Source organism: Paracoccus aminovorans (genome assembly GCF_001546115.1).
Lineage (GTDB): Bacteria > Pseudomonadota > Alphaproteobacteria > Rhodobacterales > Rhodobacteraceae > Paracoccus > Paracoccus aminovorans_B.
In genome coordinates this window covers 51198-70774 of the sequence record NZ_KQ955210.1, presented here as the reverse complement: position 1 = coordinate 70774, position 19577 = coordinate 51198, and the positions used below count along the sequence as shown (strand labels likewise).

At 67.2% G+C, this 19577-nt stretch carries 15 protein-coding genes and 1 pseudogene; 7 read left to right on the top strand and 9 right to left on the bottom strand.

The features are described from left to right. Nucleotides 1-60: 60 nt before the first annotated feature. Complete coding sequence (locus ASV56_RS18135; RefSeq protein ID WP_082724925.1) at nucleotides 61-1515, bottom strand: 2-isopropylmalate synthase; 1455 nt, start codon at nucleotides 1513-1515, stop codon at nucleotides 61-63. A 126-nt stretch (nucleotides 1516-1641) separates the two neighbouring features. Here ASV56_RS18135 and ASV56_RS18130 point away from each other — a divergent pair, with 126 nt between their 5' ends. Together ASV56_RS18130 and ASV56_RS24605 are read left to right on the top strand one after the other, a co-directional pair. Then, nucleotides 1642-3312, top strand: coding sequence for an NAD+ synthase (locus ASV56_RS18130; protein WP_062563419.1), 1671 nt, complete (start codon nucleotides 1642-1644; stop codon nucleotides 3310-3312). Nucleotides 3313-3597: 285 nt separating this feature from the next. Beyond that, nucleotides 3598-4731 (top strand): Hint domain-containing protein, encoded by a 1134-nt coding sequence (locus ASV56_RS24605; RefSeq protein ID WP_253880160.1) that lies wholly within the window; start codon nucleotides 3598-3600, stop codon nucleotides 4729-4731. A 58-nt stretch (nucleotides 4732-4789) separates the two neighbouring features. Here the strand turns inward: ASV56_RS24605 and pncB are convergent, their stop codons facing one another. Together pncB and pncA are read right to left on the bottom strand one after the other, a co-directional pair. Beyond that, a complete protein-coding gene (pncB, locus tag ASV56_RS18120) occupies nucleotides 4790-6100 on the bottom strand; it encodes a nicotinate phosphoribosyltransferase (RefSeq protein ID WP_082724924.1) in 1311 nt (436 codons plus the stop codon). After that, nucleotides 6097-6693, bottom strand: a complete 597-nt coding sequence (pncA, locus tag ASV56_RS18115) for a bifunctional nicotinamidase/pyrazinamidase (protein WP_062563418.1) — start codon at nucleotides 6691-6693, stop codon at nucleotides 6097-6099. Before pncA ends, pncB begins: the two co-directional genes overlap by 4 nt. Nucleotides 6694-6790: 97 nt before the next feature. Here pncA and trhO point away from each other — a divergent pair, with 97 nt between their 5' ends. Both trhO and ASV56_RS18105 read left to right on the top strand, forming a co-directional pair. Then, nucleotides 6791-7681 carry an oxygen-dependent tRNA uridine(34) hydroxylase TrhO gene (gene trhO / locus ASV56_RS18110; RefSeq protein WP_062563417.1) on the top strand — a complete coding sequence of 297 codons (891 nt, stop codon included), beginning with the start codon at nucleotides 6791-6793 and terminating at the stop codon, nucleotides 7679-7681. Nucleotides 7682-7946: 265 nt separating this feature from the next. Beyond that, the gene (locus tag ASV56_RS18105) at nucleotides 7947-8549 is read left to right on the top strand and encodes an outer membrane protein (protein WP_062563416.1); all 603 of its coding nucleotides are present in this window, start codon (nucleotides 7947-7949) and stop codon (nucleotides 8547-8549) included. A 103-nt stretch (nucleotides 8550-8652) separates the two neighbouring features. Here the strand turns inward: ASV56_RS18105 and ASV56_RS23070 are convergent. Continuing rightward, nucleotides 8653-9413: pseudogene (locus tag ASV56_RS23070) on the bottom strand (IS5 family transposase). Nucleotides 9414-9539: 126 nt separating this feature from the next. Between ASV56_RS23070 and ASV56_RS18090 the strand changes: the two are divergent. After that, nucleotides 9540-10688 (top strand): calcium-binding protein, encoded by a 1149-nt coding sequence (locus ASV56_RS18090; RefSeq protein WP_062563415.1) that lies wholly within the window; start codon nucleotides 9540-9542, stop codon nucleotides 10686-10688. A gap of 23 nt (nucleotides 10689-10711) precedes the next feature. On the opposite strand, the gene ASV56_RS18085 is transcribed toward ASV56_RS18090, so the two are convergent. The 4 genes from ASV56_RS18085 to ASV56_RS18070 form a co-directional block, all read right to left on the bottom strand. Further along, nucleotides 10712-12994 (bottom strand): NADP-dependent malic enzyme, encoded by a 2283-nt coding sequence (locus tag ASV56_RS18085; RefSeq protein ID WP_062563414.1) that lies wholly within the window; start codon nucleotides 12992-12994, stop codon nucleotides 10712-10714. Nucleotides 12995-13074: 80 nt separating this feature from the next. Beyond that, nucleotides 13075-14436, bottom strand: coding sequence for an oligosaccharide flippase family protein (locus ASV56_RS18080; protein WP_062563413.1), 1362 nt, complete (start codon nucleotides 14434-14436; stop codon nucleotides 13075-13077). Beyond that, a complete protein-coding gene (locus ASV56_RS18075; protein ID WP_253880158.1) occupies nucleotides 14436-15938 on the bottom strand; it encodes a GumC family protein in 1503 nt (500 codons plus the stop codon). Before ASV56_RS18075 ends, ASV56_RS18080 begins: the two co-directional genes overlap by 1 nt. Before the next feature lie 31 nt (nucleotides 15939-15969). Further along, nucleotides 15970-16704, bottom strand: a complete 735-nt coding sequence (locus ASV56_RS18070) for a P-loop NTPase family protein (protein WP_062563412.1) — start codon at nucleotides 16702-16704, stop codon at nucleotides 15970-15972. Nucleotides 16705-16974: 270 nt separating this feature from the next. On the opposite strand from ASV56_RS18070, the gene ASV56_RS18065 reads away from it, so the two are divergent. Further along, nucleotides 16975-17805 (top strand): glycosyltransferase, encoded by an 831-nt coding sequence (locus tag ASV56_RS18065; protein WP_062563411.1) that lies wholly within the window; start codon nucleotides 16975-16977, stop codon nucleotides 17803-17805. Here the strand turns inward: ASV56_RS18065 and ASV56_RS18060 are convergent. Next, the gene (locus ASV56_RS18060; protein WP_062563410.1) at nucleotides 17802-18569 is read right to left on the bottom strand and encodes a hypothetical protein; all 768 of its coding nucleotides are present in this window, start codon (nucleotides 18567-18569) and stop codon (nucleotides 17802-17804) included. The genes ASV56_RS18065 and ASV56_RS18060 overlap by 4 nt on opposite strands. A 305-nt stretch (nucleotides 18570-18874) precedes the next feature. Between ASV56_RS18060 and ASV56_RS18055 the strand changes: the two genes are divergently transcribed. Next, nucleotides 18875-19576: a sugar transferase gene (locus ASV56_RS18055; RefSeq protein WP_062563409.1), complete on the top strand. Its 702-nt coding sequence runs from the start codon at nucleotides 18875-18877 to the stop codon at nucleotides 19574-19576. The last annotated feature ends 1 nt before the right edge of the window (nucleotide 19577 follow it).

Here is a 19577-nt window from a genome sequence, read left to right as displayed (position 1 = left end):
CGACTCAAGACCGCATCCGGCGCGGGCCAGCGCGCGGACGCCGGGTGCGGCTGCCTCGACCTACTGCTCCACGGTCCCCTCGGGCTCCTCCGGCACCGCGCCCTCGGGCGTCTCCCCCTGCACCGCACCCTCGGTCGGCACCGCAAGCCGGTTGTCCTCCCACTCGCCCGAGGCCACCTCGCCCGTTGCATAGCGCATCACGCCCGCGCCCTGGCGCTTGCCCATGACGAAATGGCCGGTGTAGACGTCGCCATTGGCATAGGTGGCCACGCCCTCGCCGTCGATCTCGCCTTGCTTCCACAGGCCCTCGTAGCGGAAGCCGTCGGGCGCGATCAGCCGGCCCTTGCCTTGCCGCAGCCCGTCCACGAAGGAGCCGTCGTAGGTGGTGCCGTCGGCATAGGTGGCTTGGCCCTGGCCGTGGCGCTGGCCGTCGCGCCAGGCGCCGTTGTAGACATAGCCGTCGGGATAGGTCATGCGGCCCTGCCCCTCGTTCCGGCCGCGCTTGAAACCGCCTTCGTAGACCAGGCCATTGGCGTATTTCGCCACGCCCTGGCCCTCGATCACCCCGGCCAGCCAGTCGCCGTCATAGGTGGCGCCGTCGGGATAGGTGATCAGCCCGCGCCCGTCCGGCATATCGGCCTTCAGCGCGCCCTCGTAGACCGAGCCGTCGGGATAGGTGATGCGGCCCAGCCCCTCCATCCGGCCCTCGACCCAGTCGCCGGAATAGACATAGCCGTCGGTGCCGGTGAAGGTGCCTACGCCCCAGCGCTTGTCGGCGCGGAAATCGCCCTCGTAGCGGTCGCCGTTGGCGAAGGTGGCGATGCCCTTGCCCTCGCGCCTGCCATTGGCAAAGCGCCCCTCGTAGCTGTCGCCCGAGGGCTGGACCAGCTTGCCCTGCCCCGCCATCTGCCCGGCCGACCAGCCGCCAACATAGGACAGCCCGTCCGGCATGGTCAGCTTGCCCTGGCCGGAACGCTGGTCGGCCTTCATCCCGCCCTCATAAGCGGCGCCGTCGGGATAGGTGATCTTGCCGAAGCCTTCCTTGACGCCGGCCTTCCAGTCGCCCTCGTAGCGATAGCCGTTGGGCTGGGTCAGCACGCCCTTGCCGTCATGCAGCGCGTTGACAAAGCCGCCCTTGTAGAGTGAGCCATTGGCGTAATGCGCCTCGCCCTGGCCGGTAATCTGGCCGTCCAGCCAGTCGCCCTCGTAGGTGCCGCCGTCGGCATAGGTGATCTTGCCCTTGCCGTTGGGCTTGCCCTTGGCGAAGGCGCCTTCGTAGACCGAGCCGTTGGGGAACTTCGCCACGCCCTGGCCCAGGATCTCGCCCTCGACCCAGTCGCCGGTGTATTCATAGCCCGAGGGCAGGCGATAGGTGCCGCGGCCGTGCTGCTTGCCGTTGCGGAAGGTGCCCTCGTAGACGCCGCCGTCGTCATATTGCTTGGTGATGACGGATTGGGCGGCGGCCACGCCGCTGCCGGCCAGGATCATCGCGCATGCGAAAATGGCTGCCTTCATGGACCTGCCTCCGCCTCTTGTTCGTTCTTTCGGCAAGGGTTTACCGCATGGGCCGGCCGGCGCAAAGCCGACTTTTCCTTTGCCGCGCCCTCGCCTATCACAGGGATCAAAGCCGAAGGACGCACCATGACCGATACGTTCCGCATCACGCTGGCACAGCTGAACCCCACCGTCGGCGACCTGCCGGGCAATGCCGACAAGGCCCGCGATGCCTGGCAGCAGGCGCGCGCGGCAGGGTCCGACATGCTGGTGCTGCCCGAGATGTTCATCACCGGCTACCAGACGCAGGACCTGGTGCTGAAAGCCGCCTTCACCCAGCAGGCCATGGCCGAGATCGAGACGCTGGCCCGCGACTGCGCCGAGGGCCCCACCATCGGCATCGGCGGCCCCTTTGCCGAGGGGGACCGGCTCTACAATGCCTATTGGGTCTTGCAGGACGGCCGGGTCGCCGCCCGCGTGCTGAAGCACGAACTGCCGCACAAGCAGCTGTTCGACGAATGGCGGCTGTTCAACGTCGGGCCGATCTCGGGCCCCTACAGCGTGGGCGGCGTCCGCATCGGCAGCCCGATCTGCGAGGACGCCTGGTGGCCCGAGGTCGCCGAGACCCTGGCCGAGACCGGGGCCGAGATCCTTATCGTGCCGAACGGCAGCCCCTATCACCGGGGCAAGCTGGACCTGCGCATGGGCCACATGGTCGGGCGCGTGGTCGAGACCGACCTGCCGCTGGTCTATCTGAACTCGGTCGGCGGCCAGGACGACCAGCTCTATGACGGCGCCAGCTTCGTGCTGAACCCGGGCAGGACCGGCGGCGCCGACAAGGTCGTGCAGCTGGCGCCCTTTGACGAACAGATCGTGCATGTCGACTTCACCCGCACGCCCGATGGCTGGCGCGCGGTGCCGGGGCCGATGGACCACCAGCCCGACGAATGGGAACAGGATTACCGCGCCATGACCGAAGGGCTGCGCGACTACATGCGCAAGTCCGGCTTCCGCAAGGTGGTGCTGGGCATGTCGGGCGGCATCGACTCGGCGCTGGTCGCGACCATCGCCTGCGACGCCATCGGGCCGCAGAACGTGCGCTGCGTGATGCTGCCCAGCGAATACACCTCGCGGGCCAGCCTTGACGATGCCGCCGATGCCGCGACCCGGCTGGGCGCGCGGCTGGACACGGTGCAGATCGAGGGCGCCCGCGACGCGGTCGGCGCGGCGCTGGCACAGCTGATGGAGGGGACGAAACCCGACACGACCGAGGAGAACATCCAGTCCCGGTTGCGCGGCGTGATGCTGATGGCGATCTCGAACAAGTTCGGCGAGCTGCTCTTGACCACCGGCAACAAGTCCGAGGTCGCGGTAGGCTATGCCACGATCTATGGCGACATGGCCGGCGGCTACAACCCGATCAAGGATCTGTACAAGACCCGGGTGTTCGAGACCTGCCGCTGGCGTAACCGCAACCACCGTCCCTGGATGCAGGGCCCGGCGGGCGAGGTGATCCCGCCGCAGATCATCACGAAACCGCCCTCGGCCGAGCTGCGCCCGGACCAGAAAGACCAGGACAGCCTGCCGCCCTATGAGGTGCTGGACGCGATCCTGGAGGGGCTGGTCGAGAAGGACCTGGCGCTGAAGGACCTGGTCGCCCAGGGCTTCGACGCCGAGACGGTGAAGAAGGTCGAGACGCTGCTTTATGGCAGCGAATGGAAACGCTACCAGGCGGCGCCCGGCCCGCGAATCTCGACCAAGGCCTTCTGGCTGGACCGGCGCTATCCGCTGGTCAACCGCTGGCGCGACCGGCTCTAGGGTCGCATCCCGGGTGACGCCACGTCATGCCGGCGCCGGCATGGCGTCATTTCCGACATCACCCTGATATCGCGATGGAAAATTTGACCGATCATTAAAATCCTGTCGATTTGGACAGGTATCTAAACTTGCAGGCATTCCCTAGCTATCCAGCCGTGCCCCGCGTTGCCTATCCTTGGGGCAGGACGTGATGCAGGACCGGATGTTCCGGGACGCGCATGACTGAATGGTTCACTGGTATCGACCCTCCCCGTCGGAGGGTCTGTTAATGATGAGGGTCTGCTTATGCCGACAACGACGACGATTCGCGTCATTTCCCTGGGCACGCATCGCGACTTGGACAGCAACGAGCGCTACCTGGGCGCGGAACGGGCCGGCGAGCTGGTCGGCACCACCTTCGGCAGCGCGGATGACCCGCTGGCCCGCAGCATTACCCCGGTGACGCTGAACGACGGCAACGGCAACCGGTCCATCGGCTTCGACGGCCCGCACGGCAGCCCGCGCGGCGAATACGTGCTGCATGACGGCGTGCGCTACAACCTCGACTCGGGCATCATCTATTCCGGCACCGTCACCTATATGGACGGCACGACCGCCAGCAACGTGCCGCTGCGTATCCTGCAGGCGACCGACGGCACGCTGGCCTTGGTGCCGCCGCCCAGCAACGCCTCGCAGGCCGAAATCCAGGGCGTGACCAGCAAGGCGATCCAGTCGATCACCCTGACCCGGGTCATCAACAGCAATTTCAACGGGCTCGACACCTCGCGCTATGGGCTGACCGACCCGACATTCGTCTGCTTCCGCAACGGCACGCTGATCCTGACCGCGCGCGGCAATGTCGCGGTCGAGGATCTGCGCGTCGGCGACATGGTGATGACCCGCGACCACGGGCCGCAGCCGCTGCGCTGGATCGGCTCGAAACAGGTGACGCCGGAACTGCTGCAGCTGTTCCCGAACATGCGCCCGGTGCGGATCCGCGCAGGCGCGCTGGGGGCCGACCTGCCGGCGCGCGACCTTTACGTCTCGCAGCAGCACCGGATCCTGGTCAGCTCGAAGATCGCCGAGCGTGTGCTGGGCGAGGCCGAGGTTCTGGTCGCCGCCAAGCACCTGACCGGGATCGACGGCATCGAGATCGACGACAGCGCCGAGGCGCTAAGCTATTTCCACCTGCTGTTCGACCGGCACGAGATCGTCTGCTCGGAAGGCGCGCAGACCGAGTCGCTGTTCACCGGCCCCGAGGCGCTGAAGGCCGTGCCGCCCGAGGCGCGGGCCGAAATTCTGGCGCTGTTCCCCGAACTGCTGGCCGAGGGCCGGGCGCATGAACCTGCGCGCCGCCTCGGCTCTGGCCGCGAGGGGCGGCAGCTCGCGAAGCGCCATGCCGCAAACGGACGCGAGCTGCAAACGGCGCGGTCGCGCTGAAACTCCAGGCCCCGGACCACCACATGCCGGGGCCTTTTCCCTTCCGCGCCCGCCGCGTTCAGACCAGCACGTCCTGGCGCTGCTGCTGGCCGACGCCGAACACGCGCTTGTAGCGGGCGATTTCCTCGGCCGGGCCGGTGGCCTTCTCGGGGTTGTCGGACAGTTTCACCGTCGGCCGGCCATCCGCCGCCACTGCCTTGCAGACCAGCGAAAACGGCGCCAGCCCGTCGCCCGGCACCAGCCCGCGGAAATCGTTGGTCAGCAAGGTGCCCCAGCCGAAGCTGACCTTCACCCGGCCGCGGAAGCGCCGGAACAATTCGCGGATCTTGTCCACGTCCAGCCCGTCCGAGAAGATGATCAGCTTGTCGCGCGGATCCTCGCCCCGGTCCTGCCACCAGCGGATCGCGGTTTCGGCCCCCTCGGCCGGGTCGCCGCTGTCGACGCGGATGCCGGTCCAGCCCGCCAGCCAGTCCGGCGCATGCTCCAGGAAACCCTTGGTGCCATAGGTGTCGGGCAGGATGATGCGCAGCATGCCATCATGCTCCTCGTGCCAATCGGCCAGCACGCGATAGGGGGCCTGGCGCAATTCCTCGTCCGTATCGGCCAGCGCGGCATAGACCATCGGCAGTTCGTGGGCGTTGGTGCCGATGGCCTCGATGTCGCGGCGCATGGCGATCAGGCAGTTCGAGGTGCCGATGAAGCGCTGATCTCCCAGCCCCTCATACATCGCCTGCACGCACCAGTCCTGCCACAGGAAGCTGTGCCGGCGCCGGGTGCCGAAATCGGCGATGCGCAGCTCGGGGCCAAGCTCGCGCAATTGCTCGATCTTTTCCCACAGCCGCGCCATGGCCCGGGCATAGAGCACCTGCAATTCGAAACGCCCCATGTCCTTCAGCACCGCGCGCGAACGCAGCTCCATGATGATGGCCAGCGCCGGGATCTCCCACAGCATGACCTCGGGCCAGCGGCCTTCGAAGGTCAGCTCATACTGGCCGTCGCGCTTTTCCAGCTGATAGGCGGGCAGGCGCAGGTTTTCCAGGAACTCCATGAAGTCCGGGCGGAACATCTGGCGCTTGCCATAGAAGGTATTGCCGCGCAGCCAGGTGCTTTCGCCGCGCGTCAGCGACAGCCCGCGGACATGGTCCAGCTGTTCGCGCAGCTCGCCCTCGTCGATCAATTCGGCCAGGCGGATGGACCTGGTGCGGTTGATCAGGCTGAAGGCGACATGCGTGTCGGGCCTATTGCGGAAAACCGACTGGCACATCAACAGCTTGTAGAAGTCGGTGTCGATCAGCGACCGCACGATCGGGTCGATCTTCCACTTGTGGTTATAGACGCGGGTCGCGATATCGACCGTCGGTATCATCATGCCAAAGTCACTCCCGCCTGGCGCATCCTCTCACGGGCTGCCTCGCGCGAGCCGTCCAGGTCGATGGCGCGGGTGGCTTCCTCGATCACCGTGGCGCGAAAGCCCAGCCGCGCCGCGTCCATGGCCGACCAGGCGACGCAGAAATCATGCGCCAGGCCGACGAAGGCCAGCTCGGTCAGGTCGCGCTCGCGCAGATAGCCGGCCAGACCGGTCGCGGTGCGGTGATCGTTCTCGTAAAAGGCGGAATAGCTGTCGATCTGCGGCCGGAATCCCTTGCGGATCACCAGATCGGCGCAATCGACGGCCAGCGCCGGATGGAACCCCGCCCCCGGGCTGCCGATGACGCAATGCGCCGGCCACAGCACCTGCGGGCCATAGGGCATCGCGACCTCGGAAAAGGCGGTCGCGCCGGGGTGGTTGTCGGCAAAGCTGGCGTGGTCATGCGGGTGCCAGTCCTGGGTCAGCACCACGGCGTCGTAATCCGCCATCAGGTCGTTGATCCCGGCCACGATCTCATCCCCGCCCGCCACGGCCAGCCGGCCGCCCGGGCAGAAATCCAGCTGCATGTCGATGACGATCAAGGCCTTGGGCATGGCTTTGCTCCTGCTTTGACAAAAGTCGTAGGCGGGTGGGCCGGGGGCGTCAATGCCGCAACTTGATCCATGCCGCGCACGGCGCTAAGGCCAGGCCATGCTGACCGTCGCCGCGCTTTACCATTTCACCCGCTTCCCCGACCCAGCCGCGCTGAAGGCGCCGCTGGCGAAATGCGCCTGCGCGCATGGCGTCAAGGGCACGCTGCTGCTGGCGCCCGAGGGCATCAACGGCACCATCGCCGGCACGCGCGCAGGGATCGACGCCGTGCTGGCGCATATCCGCGCCCTGCCCGGCTGCGCCGCCCTGGAATGGAAGGAAAGCCCGGCCGAGGCCCTGCCCTTTGGCCGCATGAAGGTGCGGCTGAAGCGCGAGATCGTCACCATGGGCCAGCCCGACGTGGACCCGACCGCCGCCGTCGGGCGTTATGTCGCACCATCGGACTGGAACGCGCTGATCCAGGCCCCGGACGTGGCGGTGATCGACACCCGCAACGATTACGAGGTCGAGATCGGCAGCTTTGCCGGCGCCGTCGATCCCGGCACCCGCAGCTTTCGCGACTTCCCGGAATGGTGGCGCCAGAACCGCGACCGCTTTGCCGGCAAGCGCATCGCCATGTTCTGCACCGGCGGCATCCGCTGCGAGAAATCGACCAATTTCCTGCTGGGCGAAGGCGTGCCCGAGGTCTTTCACCTGAAAGGCGGCATCCTGAAATACCTCGAGGATGTGCCCCAGGCCGAAAGCCTGTGGCAGGGCGAATGCTTCGTCTTCGACAAGCGCGTCAGCATCACCCACGGCTTGCGGCCGGGGCGCCACGGCCTGTGTCACGCCTGCCGCCGGCCCTTGGCGCCCGAGGACCGCGCCCGCCCGGAATACGAGGAAGGCGTCAGCTGCCACCGCTGCGCCAGCGAATATTCCGAGGCCGACCGCGCCCGATTCCGTGAACGCCAGCGCCAGGCCGCGCGCGGCGAATGTTTCGGCGAGCCATAGGACCAGGCTTTCAGCAACATTCGGTTACGCCCGGCAAGCTGTTGAAAATAATAAAATTACCCGCTTCACGCCCGCTCAAATCTGCTTGAGCGGCTAAGCCGTTCTTCCTGCGGCATTTCCCGCCGCCGCCCAAGGGGCCCCAGTCACCGGCTGACACTTGTCCGTGCTGCGGCGCCGCAAAAGCTTCCATCCGGCGGGGGTGGTGCTAGGCATGGGGGCCGAGGGATCTGGGCCAGACCGGCCCGCAAGAAATGGAGAACTCACAATGAAAGCAATTGGTTACGCAACCCTTGTCTCGCTGATCGCCGGCGGGGCCTATGCCGGGGGCTATGTCGCCCCGGTGGTCGAGCAGCCCGTTATTGCCCCGGTCGAGACGATCGCGCCGGCCCCGGTCGGCAACTGGGACGGCTTCTATGCCGGTCTGCAATACGGCAAGGGCTCGGGCGATCTGGGCGACCGCGGCGCGCTGCCGGACTTCGGCGATTTCGACGCCTATGGTCTGCATGCCGGCTACCAGAGGGGCTTCAACAAGTTCGTCCTGGGCGGCGAGCTGGACTATAACAAGGTCTCGCCCGACGAGAACTACAGCGACGGCGACATGACCCGGCTGCGGCTGCGCGCCGGCTATGACGCCGGCAAGTTCCTGCCCTATGTCACGCTGGGCGCCGCCAAGCTCGACACCGACGAATTCTCGGACACCGGCATGACCTATGGCCTGGGCGTCGACTACAAGGTCGCCGAGCACTTCACCGTCGGCGCGGAATACACCCGCAACGCCTTCAAGGACGTGCTGCAGGACAGCGCCGGCGTCGACGGCAACGACCTGGACATGGACCTGGTGCAGGTCCGGGCGTCCTACAAGTTCTGACGCTAAGGGGTGGGCGCGCCTTGGACGCGCGCCCGCCCTGCCCGCTGCATGACCGGCAGCCGGCGCAATCGCAGGCTCGTTTTCACAGAATGCCTTCGCTAGGTCATGTTGACAAATGGCGGAGCCAGAGGCGGATCGACGTGATATCGATGAAGCCAAGGAAGCTTTCGGCGGTCTTGTCGTAGCGGGTGGCGACACGGCGAGCGTTCTTGAGCTTGTTGAAGCACCGCTCGACAAGGTTCCGCAGCCGGTAGAGCCTGCGATCGACAGCGACACGGAGCCTGCGAGACTTGCGCATCGGGACCACCGGCAGGATGCTACGCGCCTCCATGGTTTTGCGAACCTTGTCGGAGTCATAGCCGCGATCGGCCAGCAGGATGCAAGGCTCCGGCAGGTTGTCGTCCATGACCAGATCAAAGCCCAGGTAGTCCGATGTCTGGCCCGGCGTGATGTCCGACCTCATTGGCAGCCCGGCAGCATTGACGCGCAGGTGGACCTTGGTCGTGAAACCACCTCTTGAACGGCCAAAACCCTGTCTTGGAGTCCCCCTTTTGCGCCCGCTGCCTGATGATGGGCGCGGATCACGGTGCTGTCGATCATCTGGAGCGCATCCGGCACGATCCGACTTTCGTTCAGCGCTTCGAGGATCTGCTCCCACAACCCCGCCAGGGTCCAGCGCCGGAACTGGCGGTAGACACTGGACCACTTCCCGAACTCTTCTGGGAGGTCGCGCCAAGGAGAGCCGGTCCGCGCGATCCAGAAAATCCCATCAAGAACAAGGCGGTGATTTGCGGGCTTGCGCCCGTTCGGGGCGCGCACGGCCAGAATGAAGCGCTCATGAAACGCCCATTCCTCGTCCGACATCAGGTCTCGTGCCAAGCTGGTCTCCATTGCAGGTACCAGCTTGAATCACGATCAGGCCACCCTGTGAATCCCTTTTGTCAACACCACCTAGGTTCGGGATGAGACATTCATTCCGACAGGCATTTCATGACGATCTTCATTAACGGCACCGCCGGCAACGACCGGCTGCGGGCCGAGAGCACCTTCCCCTATCGCGAGACCATCGTCATCAACGGCCTGGCCGGCAATGACATATTGACCGGCAGCTTCCTGAACCCGAACGCGCTTTACGGCGGTGCCGGTCGCGACACGCTGGAGGGCGGCGCCGCGACCAATCTGCTGGACGGCGGTCTGGGCGACGACCTGCTGCGCGCTTGGCAGGGCACCGGGAACGTGCTGCGCGGCGGGGCCGGCAACGACCTGCTGACCGGCGGCAACCAGGGCAGCCGCCTGGATGGCGGCAGCGGCAGGGACAGCATGGCGGGCGGCGCAGGCGGCGATGTCTATGTGGTGGATTCCACGCTGGACCAGATCCGCGAAAACTATGCGCCCCGCTACGGCACCGACCCCAATCCGCCCGACCAGGTGCAAAGCTGGATCAGCTGGACGCTGGGCGCCAGGCTGGAAAACCTGGTGCTGCTGGGCCATGGCGCGACCAACGGCACCGGCAACGGCCTGGCCAATCTGATCGTCGGCAACGGCGGCAGCAACCTGCTGTTCGGCGCAGCCGGGGCGGATACGCTGGAGGGCGGCCAGGGCCGTGACACGCTGGACGGCGGCGCCGGAGTCGACACGCTGCGGTTTTCCGGCGCCGGGCCCGTGCGGGTGAACCTGGGGCCGAGCGGGCCGCAGGCGACGGGCTTCGGCCTCGACACCATCCGCAATATCGAGAACGTGCTGACCGGCGCCGGCAACGACATCCTGACCGGCAATGCGCTGGCCAATACCCTGACCTCCGGTGCGGGAAACGACCGGATCGCCGGGATGGGCGGCCATGACCGCCTGTTCGGCCAGGCCGGCGCCGACCGGCTGCGCGGCGGCCTGGGCAATGACACGCTGCACGGCGGCCCGGGAGCCGACAGCTTCGTCTTCGCCAGAGGCGACGGCATCGACCGGATCCTGGACTTCGTCGATGGCCAGGACCGCATCGTCATCGAATCCGGGGCCGAGCGCTTTGCCGACCTGCGCATCACCGACCTGGGCACCGATGCGCGGATCAGCTTCGGCAATGTGGTGATCGTGCTGTCGAACATCGACCACCACCTGCTGACGGCGCAGGATTTCCTGTTCGCCTGAAAGCGCCGGCCGGCCCGGGCTGGTTACTTCACCTGCCCCAGCCTTCCCGCCGCGATGGCCGCCATGTTCAGGATGTCGTTCACGGTCGAGCCGGTCGAGCAGATCTGGATCGGCTCGGGCACGCCGGTCAGGATCGGGCCGACCACCGTGGCGCCGGCCATTTCCTGCAACAGCTTCACCGAGATCGAGGCCGAGTGCCGCGCCGGCACCACCAGCACGTTCGCCGGGCCGGTCAGGCGCGAGAACGGGTATTTCGCCGCCTGCGACGGGTTCAGCGCCACGTCCACGGTCATCTCGCCCTCATATTCGAAATCGACCTTGCGGGCGTCCAGCACCTCGGTCGCATGGGCCATCTTCACCGCGCGCTCGCTGACCGGATAGCCGAAGTTCGAGAAGGACAGGAAAGCCACGCGCGGCTCGATGCCCAGGCCGCGCGCGACATGGGCGCCGCGGGTGGCGATATCGGCCAGATCCTCGGCCTCGGGCCATTCGTGGACCAGCGTGTCGCCGATCAGGATCACGCGGCCGTTGTGCAGGACCGTGGTGATGCCGACCGCGCCCGCCGCCGGGGTCACGTCATAGACCATGCCGATCTGCGCCAGCACATGCGCGTTCTTGCGCGTGGCGCCGGTCACCAGTCCGTCGCCATGGCCATGCGCCAGCATCAGCGCGGCAAAGACATGCCGGTCGCGGTTCGCGAGCTTGGCCGCATCCTCGCGGTCATAGCCCTTGCGCTGCAACCGGGCATAGAGCGTCTCGTGATACTGGTCGAGATGACGCGAATTGCCGGCATTGACCACGGTGATCTCGCGCGCGGCGTCGCCCAGGCCGGCGGCGTCCAGCTTTTCCTTCACATCGGCCTCGCGCCCGACGACGATGGACTGGCCCATGCCGCCGCGCTGCCAGGCGACGGCGGCACGCAGCACGCGCGGGTCGTCGCCTTCGGCAAAGATCATCCGGGCCTGGGCCTGGCGGGCGCGGGCATGGATGCCTTGCAGGATGGCGGCGGTCGGGTCCATGCGCGCCTTCAGCGACTGGACATAGCCCTCCATGTCGATGATCGGGCGGCGGGCAACACCGGTGTCCATGCCGGCCTTGGCCACCGCCGGCGGAATGACGTGGATCAGCCGCGGGTCGAAGGGCGTCGGGATGATGTAGTCGCGGCCGAATTGCAGCTTGCGGCCATAGGCCACGGCGACCTCGTCCGGCACATCCTCGCGCGCGAGCTTCGCCAGGGCCTCGGCGCAGGCGATCTTCATCTCGTCGTTGATGGCGCGGGCGTGGATGTCCAGCGCGCCGCGGAACAGATAGGGAAAGCCCAGGACGTTGTTGACCTGGTTCGGATAGTCCGAGCGGCCGGTGGCGACGATGGCGTCTGGGCGGACGGCATGCGCCTCTTCCGGGGTGATCTCGGGGTCGGGGTTCGCCATGGCAAAGATGACCGGGTTCTCGGCCATCGAGGCCACCATGTCCTGCGTCACCGCCCCCTTGGCCGAGACGCCCAGGAACACGTCGGCGCCCTTCATCGCGTCTTCCAGCGTCCGGGCCTCGGTCACGACCGCATGGGCCGATTTCCACTGGTTCATGCCCTCGGTGCGGCCCTGCCAGATCACGCCCTTGGTGTCGCACATGATGCAGTTCTCATGCCGCGCGCCCATGGATTTCAGCAGTTCCAGGCAGGCGATGCCCGCCGCGCCGGCGCCGTTCAGGACGATGCGCACGTCCTCGATCTTCTTGCCCGACAGTTCCAGCGCATTCAGCAGGCCCGCAGCGCAGATCACCGCCGTGCCGTGCTGGTCGTCATGGAACACCGGGATGTCCATCAGCTCCTTCAGGCGCTGCTCGATGATGAAGCATTCCGGCGCCTTGATGTCTTCAAGGTTGATGCCGCCGAAGGTCGGACCCATCAGCCGCACGGCATTGATGATCTGATCCGGGTCCTCGGTGTCCAGCTCGATGTCGATGGCGTTCACGTCGGCGAAGCGCTTGAACAGCACCGCCTTGCCCTCCATCACCGGCTTCGAGGCCAGCGCGCCCAGGTTCCCCAGCCCCAGGATCGCGGTGCCGTTCGAGATCACCGCGACCATGTTGCCCTTGACGGTATAGTCATAGGCGGTCTCGGGCCGTTCGGCGATGGCCTCGACCGGCACGGCGACGCCCGGGGAATAGGCAAGCGACAGGTCGCGCTGGGTCGCCATCGGGGTCGAGGCCACGATGTCGTATTTGCCCGGCCGGGGCTCCAGGTGATAGGCCAGAGCCTCTTCCCGCGTGATGCGGGACTTGCGCGGGGTGTTGTCGTCGCTCATCCGGTCCTCCTCGTGGCGTGACCTATGCCATAGCGCCCGGGCCGCGGCGACCGGAAGGGGTAAAGTGCTTGAAGCTGATCCTAGGGATGCAGGGCAGCCGCGATGGTATGCTGGTGCCCGGTCAGCGCCGCCGCGATGGCCGTCAGCGCGACCAGCGCCGCGATGGCGTCATGGCGCGGATCCCAGCAGCCGTGCCGGCGCGCCAGCCAGACCGTGACCGGATAGCACAGGATCTGCGACAGCCCCTGCCCGACCAGCAGTCCCGGCAGGCCGTAGAACCAGGCCCCGGTCGCGACCAGCGTGAAATAGATCGCCGCCCGCAGCGACTGCATTACGAAGAAGCCGCGCGAATCCCCGGCGGCCAGCGCCGAGAATTCATAGCTGATCGGGATCACCTGCAGCATCTGGATACAGGCGATGGCCACCAGGATGCCGCCCGCCGCCGCATAGCGCGGGTCGTAAAGCAGCCCGACCAGCGGCGGCCCGGCCCAGGCCAGCACCACCGCCGCGACCAGCAAGAGCGCGGACAGACCGGCGCGGGTGCGGGCCAGGATGCGCGCGTTCTCGTGGCTCTCGGCCGGCGGGTGCTGGCGATACATCGGGATGAACAGCCGGCTGGCGATGGAATTGCCCAGCATGATCGGCACCGTCGCCAGAAACAGGCCGATGTTGTAGATGCCGAGCTGGTGCAGCGTCAGCACCCGGCCCAGGATGATGCGGTCGCCCTGGAACAGCAGGAAGCCGCAGATGGTGCTGAAGAAGATCCACTTGCCGAAATGCATCACCTCGGCGCGGGCCTCGGGCTCCAGCCGGAAGCGGTTGCGGTGACCGGGCAGGAACAGGCGGAACATCACAAGCTGCGCGAAGGCGCCCAGCACATTGCCCCAGACCAGCGCCCAGACCGAATTCAGGATCAGCGCCGCCGCGATGGTGATCAGGATGCCGATCAGCTGGTTGCCAAGCTCGATCACCGTCAGCCGGCCCAGCTGCAGGTGGCGGGCGGCGCTGTCGATGCGGGTGGGCAGGAAGCCGCCCACGATCATCGAGGTGGCCGCGACCGGGAACACCCAGCCGAACAGCGGTGCGTCGTAGAACAGCGACAGCGGCCAGGCCATGGCCATGGCGGCGGCGAAGATCAGGAAGCCGCGCAGGATCTTCAGCGTCCAGATCGTGTCCAGGAAATCCGGATCGTCGCCGCGCTTGCTTTGCATGATCGACGGGCCGAAACCCATGTCGCTGAACATGCTGAGCCCGATCAGGAAGCTGGTGACCAGCGCCATCAACCCGAAATCGTCCGGGCTGAGGATGCGGGTCAGGATCAGGTTCGAGCCCAGCCGCATGATCTGGCCCAGGCCGAAATTGGCCATGGACCAGGCGCTGCTGCCCAGGGCGCGCGAGGCCAGCGTCTTGCGCGCCGGTTCGGAGGTGGTGGCGTCGCTCATCAGCCCATCCCGTCGGTCGGCGTCGGCACGACGCCCGGCGAGGGCAGGCCGGGGATCTTGCCCAGCAGCCACAGCGCCACCAGCGCGCCCACGACCAGCAGCACGACCAGATAGACCTGCCGCAGCCGGCGGGCGTGCAGGTCTTCGGGCGACAGCCGATAGGGCAGCGCGATCACCGGCCGGGTGCCGGTGGCGCGGGCGAATTGCGTGGTGCGGCGCAGCACCGGGTTCAGCAGTTCCAGCACGAAGGCCACCATCATCGCCAGCGCGAAGCTGCCGCCGACGCCCATCACCGCGCTTTTCTTGCGGTTCGACAGCGCCGGATATTCCGGCGGCAGGGCGCGCTCCAGCAGCACGAAGCGTTCGGTCTGGTCGTTTTCCATCAGCTGCTGCTGGGTCTCGACCTGCGCCAACTGGCGCGAGATCTCGTTATAGCGGTCCTGCAGGCGGCGCTGCTCGCGCTGCATCGCCTCGAGCTCGCGCGTGACCTGCGGCACGCGGGCGCGGGCGCGGTCGATCTCGATGCGGCGGGCCTCGAAACCGGCCTTCTGCTGGTTCAGCTGCTGCAATTGCGCGTCGATCAGCTCGGCCTGGCGGCGCACCACGTCCGAGCCGCCCGAGCCGCCGCCGCTGTTCAACCGCTGCAGGTTGTCCTCCAGCCGCTTGATCTCGGGGTGGTCGGCGGCCAGCGTGCGCCGGGCCTGCGCCAGTTCGATCTCGGCCGAGCGGATCTGCTGCACCAGCGAGGCCGAGGGCCGGGCATCGGCGCCGGCGCCCGCCTCGAGCGACAGCCGCTCGCGTTGCAGGTCCATGATGCTGCTGTTCAGCGTGGTTTCCATCTCGCTCAGCTGGGCGAGTTCGGTTTGCAGGAAGGTCTGCGAGCTGGGCAGCGCGTCCTCGTTGCGGGCGCTGTATTCGACGACCTTGCGCTCCTGCGCCGAAAGCTGCTCGTTCAGCCGCGCCTCCTCGCCGCGCAGGTAGTCCTGCGATTCCAGGATGCGGGCCTTGCGGTTCTCGCGGTCGCGGTTGACGACGCTGTCGGCGAAGTCATTGGCGATGGCGGCGGCCATGTTGGCCGTCTCGGCCTGCGAGGTGATGACGATGGCGGCCAGCGCCAGCCGGGAATCGACCGAGACGCCGGGCGCGGTGATGCTTTCGATCCGGGTCGAGTTGCGCAGCGCCACCAGCTTTTCCGTCTCGCTGAGGCCGGGCGTGTCGGCGAAAAGCCCCAGCCGCTGGATCACGTCGCGCAGGTTGGCGCGCGCCATCAGCCGCTGCTCGATCAGCTGCACCCGGCGCGAGGCGGGCAGCGAGCTGTCGGCGCCCTGGTCCATCACCGCCGGCATGTCGAGCTGGATCACCGCCGAAGCCTGGTAGACCCGCGGCGAGGAGACGATCAGATAGAACGACACCAGCACGCCCAGGACCATGATCGTCATGACCAGCGGCAACCGCCGCCAGACCATCGAGATCAGATCCTGCAAGGATTGAATCGGTCCCAAAATCCTGAACCCTTAAAGCAAACTCATGAAATCAATCTTCGGATTTGTTCAGCACCACGCCCATCACGGGCGGCATGCCGACCAGCAGCCGCTCGGCCTCGGTCATATGGGCGGCGGTGCCCTTGCGGCCGTCGGCGACCAGCAGCAGCGCATCGGCCAGCGGCAGCGCGGCCAGGGCCGCGTCCTCGCCCAGAAGCGGCGCGGTGTCCAGGATCACCATCTCGGCCGGGTGGCGGTCGTGCAGGCGCTGCATGGCCTGGACCAGCGTCTCGTCCTGCAACAGCTCGGCGGCGCCGGGCTCGGCGCGTTCGGGCGCCAGCACGGCCAAGTTCGGCGCCTCGTCCACCCGCGACAGCAGCATGTCGAGTTCGCCGCTGTCACGCAGCACCGGCGCCAGGGCGCCGCAGCCGGGCACGCCCAGTTCCCGCGCCACGCTGGGCGTGCCCAGGTCCAGGTCGAGCAGCGCCACCTTGGTGTGCGGCTGGCGCGCCAGGGCCAGCGCCAGATGCACCGCGACATAGGTGCCGCCGGCGCCCGGCGTCACCGGCACCACGGCGAGCTTGCTCCAGCCGCGGCTGCGCATCTCTTGCAGGATGCGGGTGCGCAGCAGCGAAAAGCGCTGCGCGATGATGCGGGCATGTTTCGCGTCCGAGGCCGCCAGCGCCGCCTCGCGCCGGACGAACCGGCTCGAGACCTTGCCGCGCGCGTCGGACCAAGCCTCGTCTTCCGGCGTCCTGTCCGGGCTGTTTCCTGTCGCGGGCTTCAAACCTGTGGCCCCTCTGCCTCTGGTGGAACGCGGCCGCTCCTGGCTGTGCCGCCTGCCGTGACTTTCATGGCAGCGGCATGGTAGCGTCCGCGCCATGAAGGCCACAACCGAAAACACGCCGGATCACGACAATGCGCCGCATTTCGCGGCCAAGCCTGACCTTTTGGACAGCCCATGCCGCAGCGCGGCATCACCCCCGCCGCGCCGCACCCGGCGCCAAGGCCGCCCCTGCCCCCGAATCAAGGCGGCAGCAACCCTGACACGAGCCCGATGACGCCCTGCACCATCATCCTGCCCGCCCATGACGAGGCGGATTACATCGACGCCTGCCTGGACCACCTGCTGGCCCAGGACCATGCCGGCCCGGTGGCCGTCGTGGTCGTGGCCAATGGCTGCAGCGACGACACTGCCGCCCGCGCCCGCGCCCGGGCGCCGCAATGCGCCGCGCGCGGCTGGTCGCTGCGGGTCGAGGAGCTGGCCCAGGGCGGCAAGATCGGCGCGCTGAACCATGGCGACGCCTGCGCCGGGCCAGCGGGGGTGCGGCTCTATCTGGACGCCGACATCCACATGGGGCCGCGGCTGCTGTCGGGCATCATGCGCGTCCTGGACGTGGCCGAGCCGCGCTATGCCGGCGGCCGGCTGGTGGTGGCACCGGCGCGCAGCCCGGTGTCGCGCGCCTATGCGCGGTTCTGGCAGAAGCTGCCCTTCGTCGCCCAGGGCGTCACCGGCGCCGGGCTTTTCGCGGTGAACGCGGCCGGCCGGGCGCGCTGGGGGGAGTTCCCGCAGATCATCTCGGACGACACCTTCGCCCGGCTGCAATTCGCGGAATCCGAGCGGTTCCTGGTCGACGAGCCCTATCAATGGCCGCTGGTCGAGGGCTTTTCGCCGCTGGTCCGGGTGCGGCGCCGCCAGGACATGGGCGTGGCCGAGATCGCCCGGCGGTTTCCCGACCTGCCCGCCCGCCAGGGCCATGTCCGGCCCGGTCGCGGCGAGCTTTTGCGGCTGGCGGCCGCCGATCCGCTGGGCTTCGCCGCCTATGCCGCCGTCGCCCTGGCCGTGCGGCTGGGCCGCAACCGGCAGGGCTGGGCGCGCGGCCGCTAGTCGCGAAACGCCTGCACCGTCTCCCAAGCCAGGCGCTGCAAGACCTCGGCCTGGGCCCGCGGCACCTCGGGATAAGGTCCGCCGCCGCCCGGAATCTGGTTGGTCAGCCCGACCGGGCTTTTGCCGGTCAGCGCGGCATAGTGGATCATGGCGATGTAATAGAAGCCGCCCGCCTCGGTCGGGTGGATGTCGTCGCGGAAGAAATCGCGGATCGAGCGCGCGCCCGGCACCTGTCCCGCCGCGACGGCGTCATGCAGCCGCACCATGCCCAGCCCGGCCGGGATCAGCCGCATCGGTTGGGCGCCCGCCGGTCGGTCGCGATTGACCTCGGCCAGGATCTGCTGCCATTTCGGCAGGTCCGCCAGAATGCGGTCGCGCCAGGGCCGGGTCGAGCCGGGCTCGATATAATCCCAGGTCTGGTAGAGCCAGGGCTGCACCTCGGGATTGCCCTGCCGTGCCAGGTCCAGCCAGCGGGCGGCATAGCCGGCGCTGTCGTGATATTCCATCGCCGGCCCCAGCGGCACCCGTTCGGTCAGGACCAGCGTGTCGACGGGATGATCGGGCAGCCAGGCGCGCGCGTCGACCCCCTGGGCATGGCGCGACTCGGTCCATTGCAGCTGCAACGGGGCGCCGTTCAGGATCTGCATCTCGACCGGCCGACCCAGCAATTGCTGCATCATCCCCGGCACGGTCGGGCTGACCAGGCTGTGGCCGATGTAGAGCGCCGAAACCCCTTCGAGCAGAAATTGAAACAAACCAGGCATTATTCAACCGAGGGTTGCTATATTGGACAAACCGAATATGGCATGAAGGAATTGAACGCACCATCATTTTCAACCCCCAGTTGCCGATGAAAGAGTTTATCCGCGTTCCTGTTGTGAGGCGCTTAAAACCTTATGAAACGCTAAGGAAAGTTGACCCGAGGGAAGGCGCGCGAGACCACCGGAAAATCTGCCGCAAGCCATTGAAAATAAACAAACCTATACTTTTCGTCAGTCGGCTGTTTCGTTCTAGTTTTATTAAAATGCAAGGCTATACTGCCGCTTGTAGTGATTAGGACGGGTTTATCATGCGGCACAGTGCAGATTTCCATATCGAGTCGATTGATTCGGTGCTGCAAGCCTCCCCCAACAGCGCGGCCATTGCAGAGCCCACGGGGATCAGTTCATTTTATGCACGCTTTTTGAAGCGCCCGCTGGACATCACCTCGGTGCTGCTGGCGGCGCCGATCGTATTGCCGCTGGTGCTCCTGCTGGCGGTCGTGATCCTGTGGAACGGCGACAAGCCTTTTTACACGCAGCTGCGCGTCGGCCGCTCGGGCCGCAGCTTCCGGCTGTGGAAGCTGCGCACCATGGTCGAGGACGCCGACCTGCGCCTGGCCGAATATCTGGCCGCGAACCCCGAAGCCAAGGCCGAGTGGGATTCGACCCAGAAGCTGAAGCAGGATCCGCGCATCACCAAGACCGGACATTTCCTGCGCAAGACCTCGCTGGACGAGCTGCCGCAGCTGTGGAACGTGTTCCGCGGCGACATGAGCGTCGTCGGCCCGCGGCCGATGATGCTGGAACAGGCGCAGCTCTACCCCGGCGCGGATTACTATCACCTGCGGCCGGGCGTGACCGGGCTGTGGCAGATCTCGGATCGCAACGACAGCACCTTCGCCGCCCGCGCCACCTTCGACGCGCGCTATGCGGCCGATCTCAGCCTGGCGGGCGATCTTGGCATCATCGCCAAGACCGTGGGCGTGGTTCTGCGCTGCACCGGATACTGAG

What these genes read in the sequence shown, in the direction of transcription:
- ASV56_RS18055 (WP_062563409.1), top strand. Translation starts at nt 18,875, where the DNA reads ATGCGGCACAGTGCAGATTTCCATATCGAGTCGATTGATTCGGTGCTG.
- ASV56_RS18065 (WP_062563411.1), top strand. Translation starts at nt 16,975, where the DNA reads ATGACGCCCTGCACCATCATCCTGCCCGCCCATGACGAGGCGGATTAC.
- ASV56_RS18130 (WP_062563419.1), top strand. Translation starts at nt 1,642, where the DNA reads ATGACCGATACGTTCCGCATCACGCTGGCACAGCTGAACCCCACCGTC.
- ASV56_RS18085 (WP_062563414.1), bottom strand. Translation starts at nt 12,994, where the DNA reads ATGAGCGACGACAACACCCCGCGCAAGTCCCGCATCACGCGGGAAGAG.
- ASV56_RS18135 (WP_082724925.1), bottom strand. Translation starts at nt 1,515, where the DNA reads ATGAAGGCAGCCATTTTCGCATGCGCGATGATCCTGGCCGGCAGCGGC.
- pncB (WP_082724924.1), bottom strand. Translation starts at nt 6,100, where the DNA reads ATGATGATACCGACGGTCGATATCGCGACCCGCGTCTATAACCACAAG.
- ASV56_RS18060 (WP_062563410.1), bottom strand. Translation starts at nt 18,569, where the DNA reads ATGCCTGGTTTGTTTCAATTTCTGCTCGAAGGGGTTTCGGCGCTCTAC.
- ASV56_RS18080 (WP_062563413.1), bottom strand. Translation starts at nt 14,436, where the DNA reads ATGAGCGACGCCACCACCTCCGAACCGGCGCGCAAGACGCTGGCCTCG.
- pncA (WP_062563418.1), bottom strand. Translation starts at nt 6,693, where the DNA reads ATGCCCAAGGCCTTGATCGTCATCGACATGCAGCTGGATTTCTGCCCG.
- ASV56_RS24605 (WP_253880160.1), top strand. Translation starts at nt 3,598, where the DNA reads ATGCCGACAACGACGACGATTCGCGTCATTTCCCTGGGCACGCATCGC.
- trhO (WP_062563417.1), top strand. Translation starts at nt 6,791, where the DNA reads ATGCTGACCGTCGCCGCGCTTTACCATTTCACCCGCTTCCCCGACCCA.
- ASV56_RS18105 (WP_062563416.1), top strand. Translation starts at nt 7,947, where the DNA reads ATGAAAGCAATTGGTTACGCAACCCTTGTCTCGCTGATCGCCGGCGGG.
- ASV56_RS18090 (WP_062563415.1), top strand. Translation starts at nt 9,540, where the DNA reads ATGACGATCTTCATTAACGGCACCGCCGGCAACGACCGGCTGCGGGCC.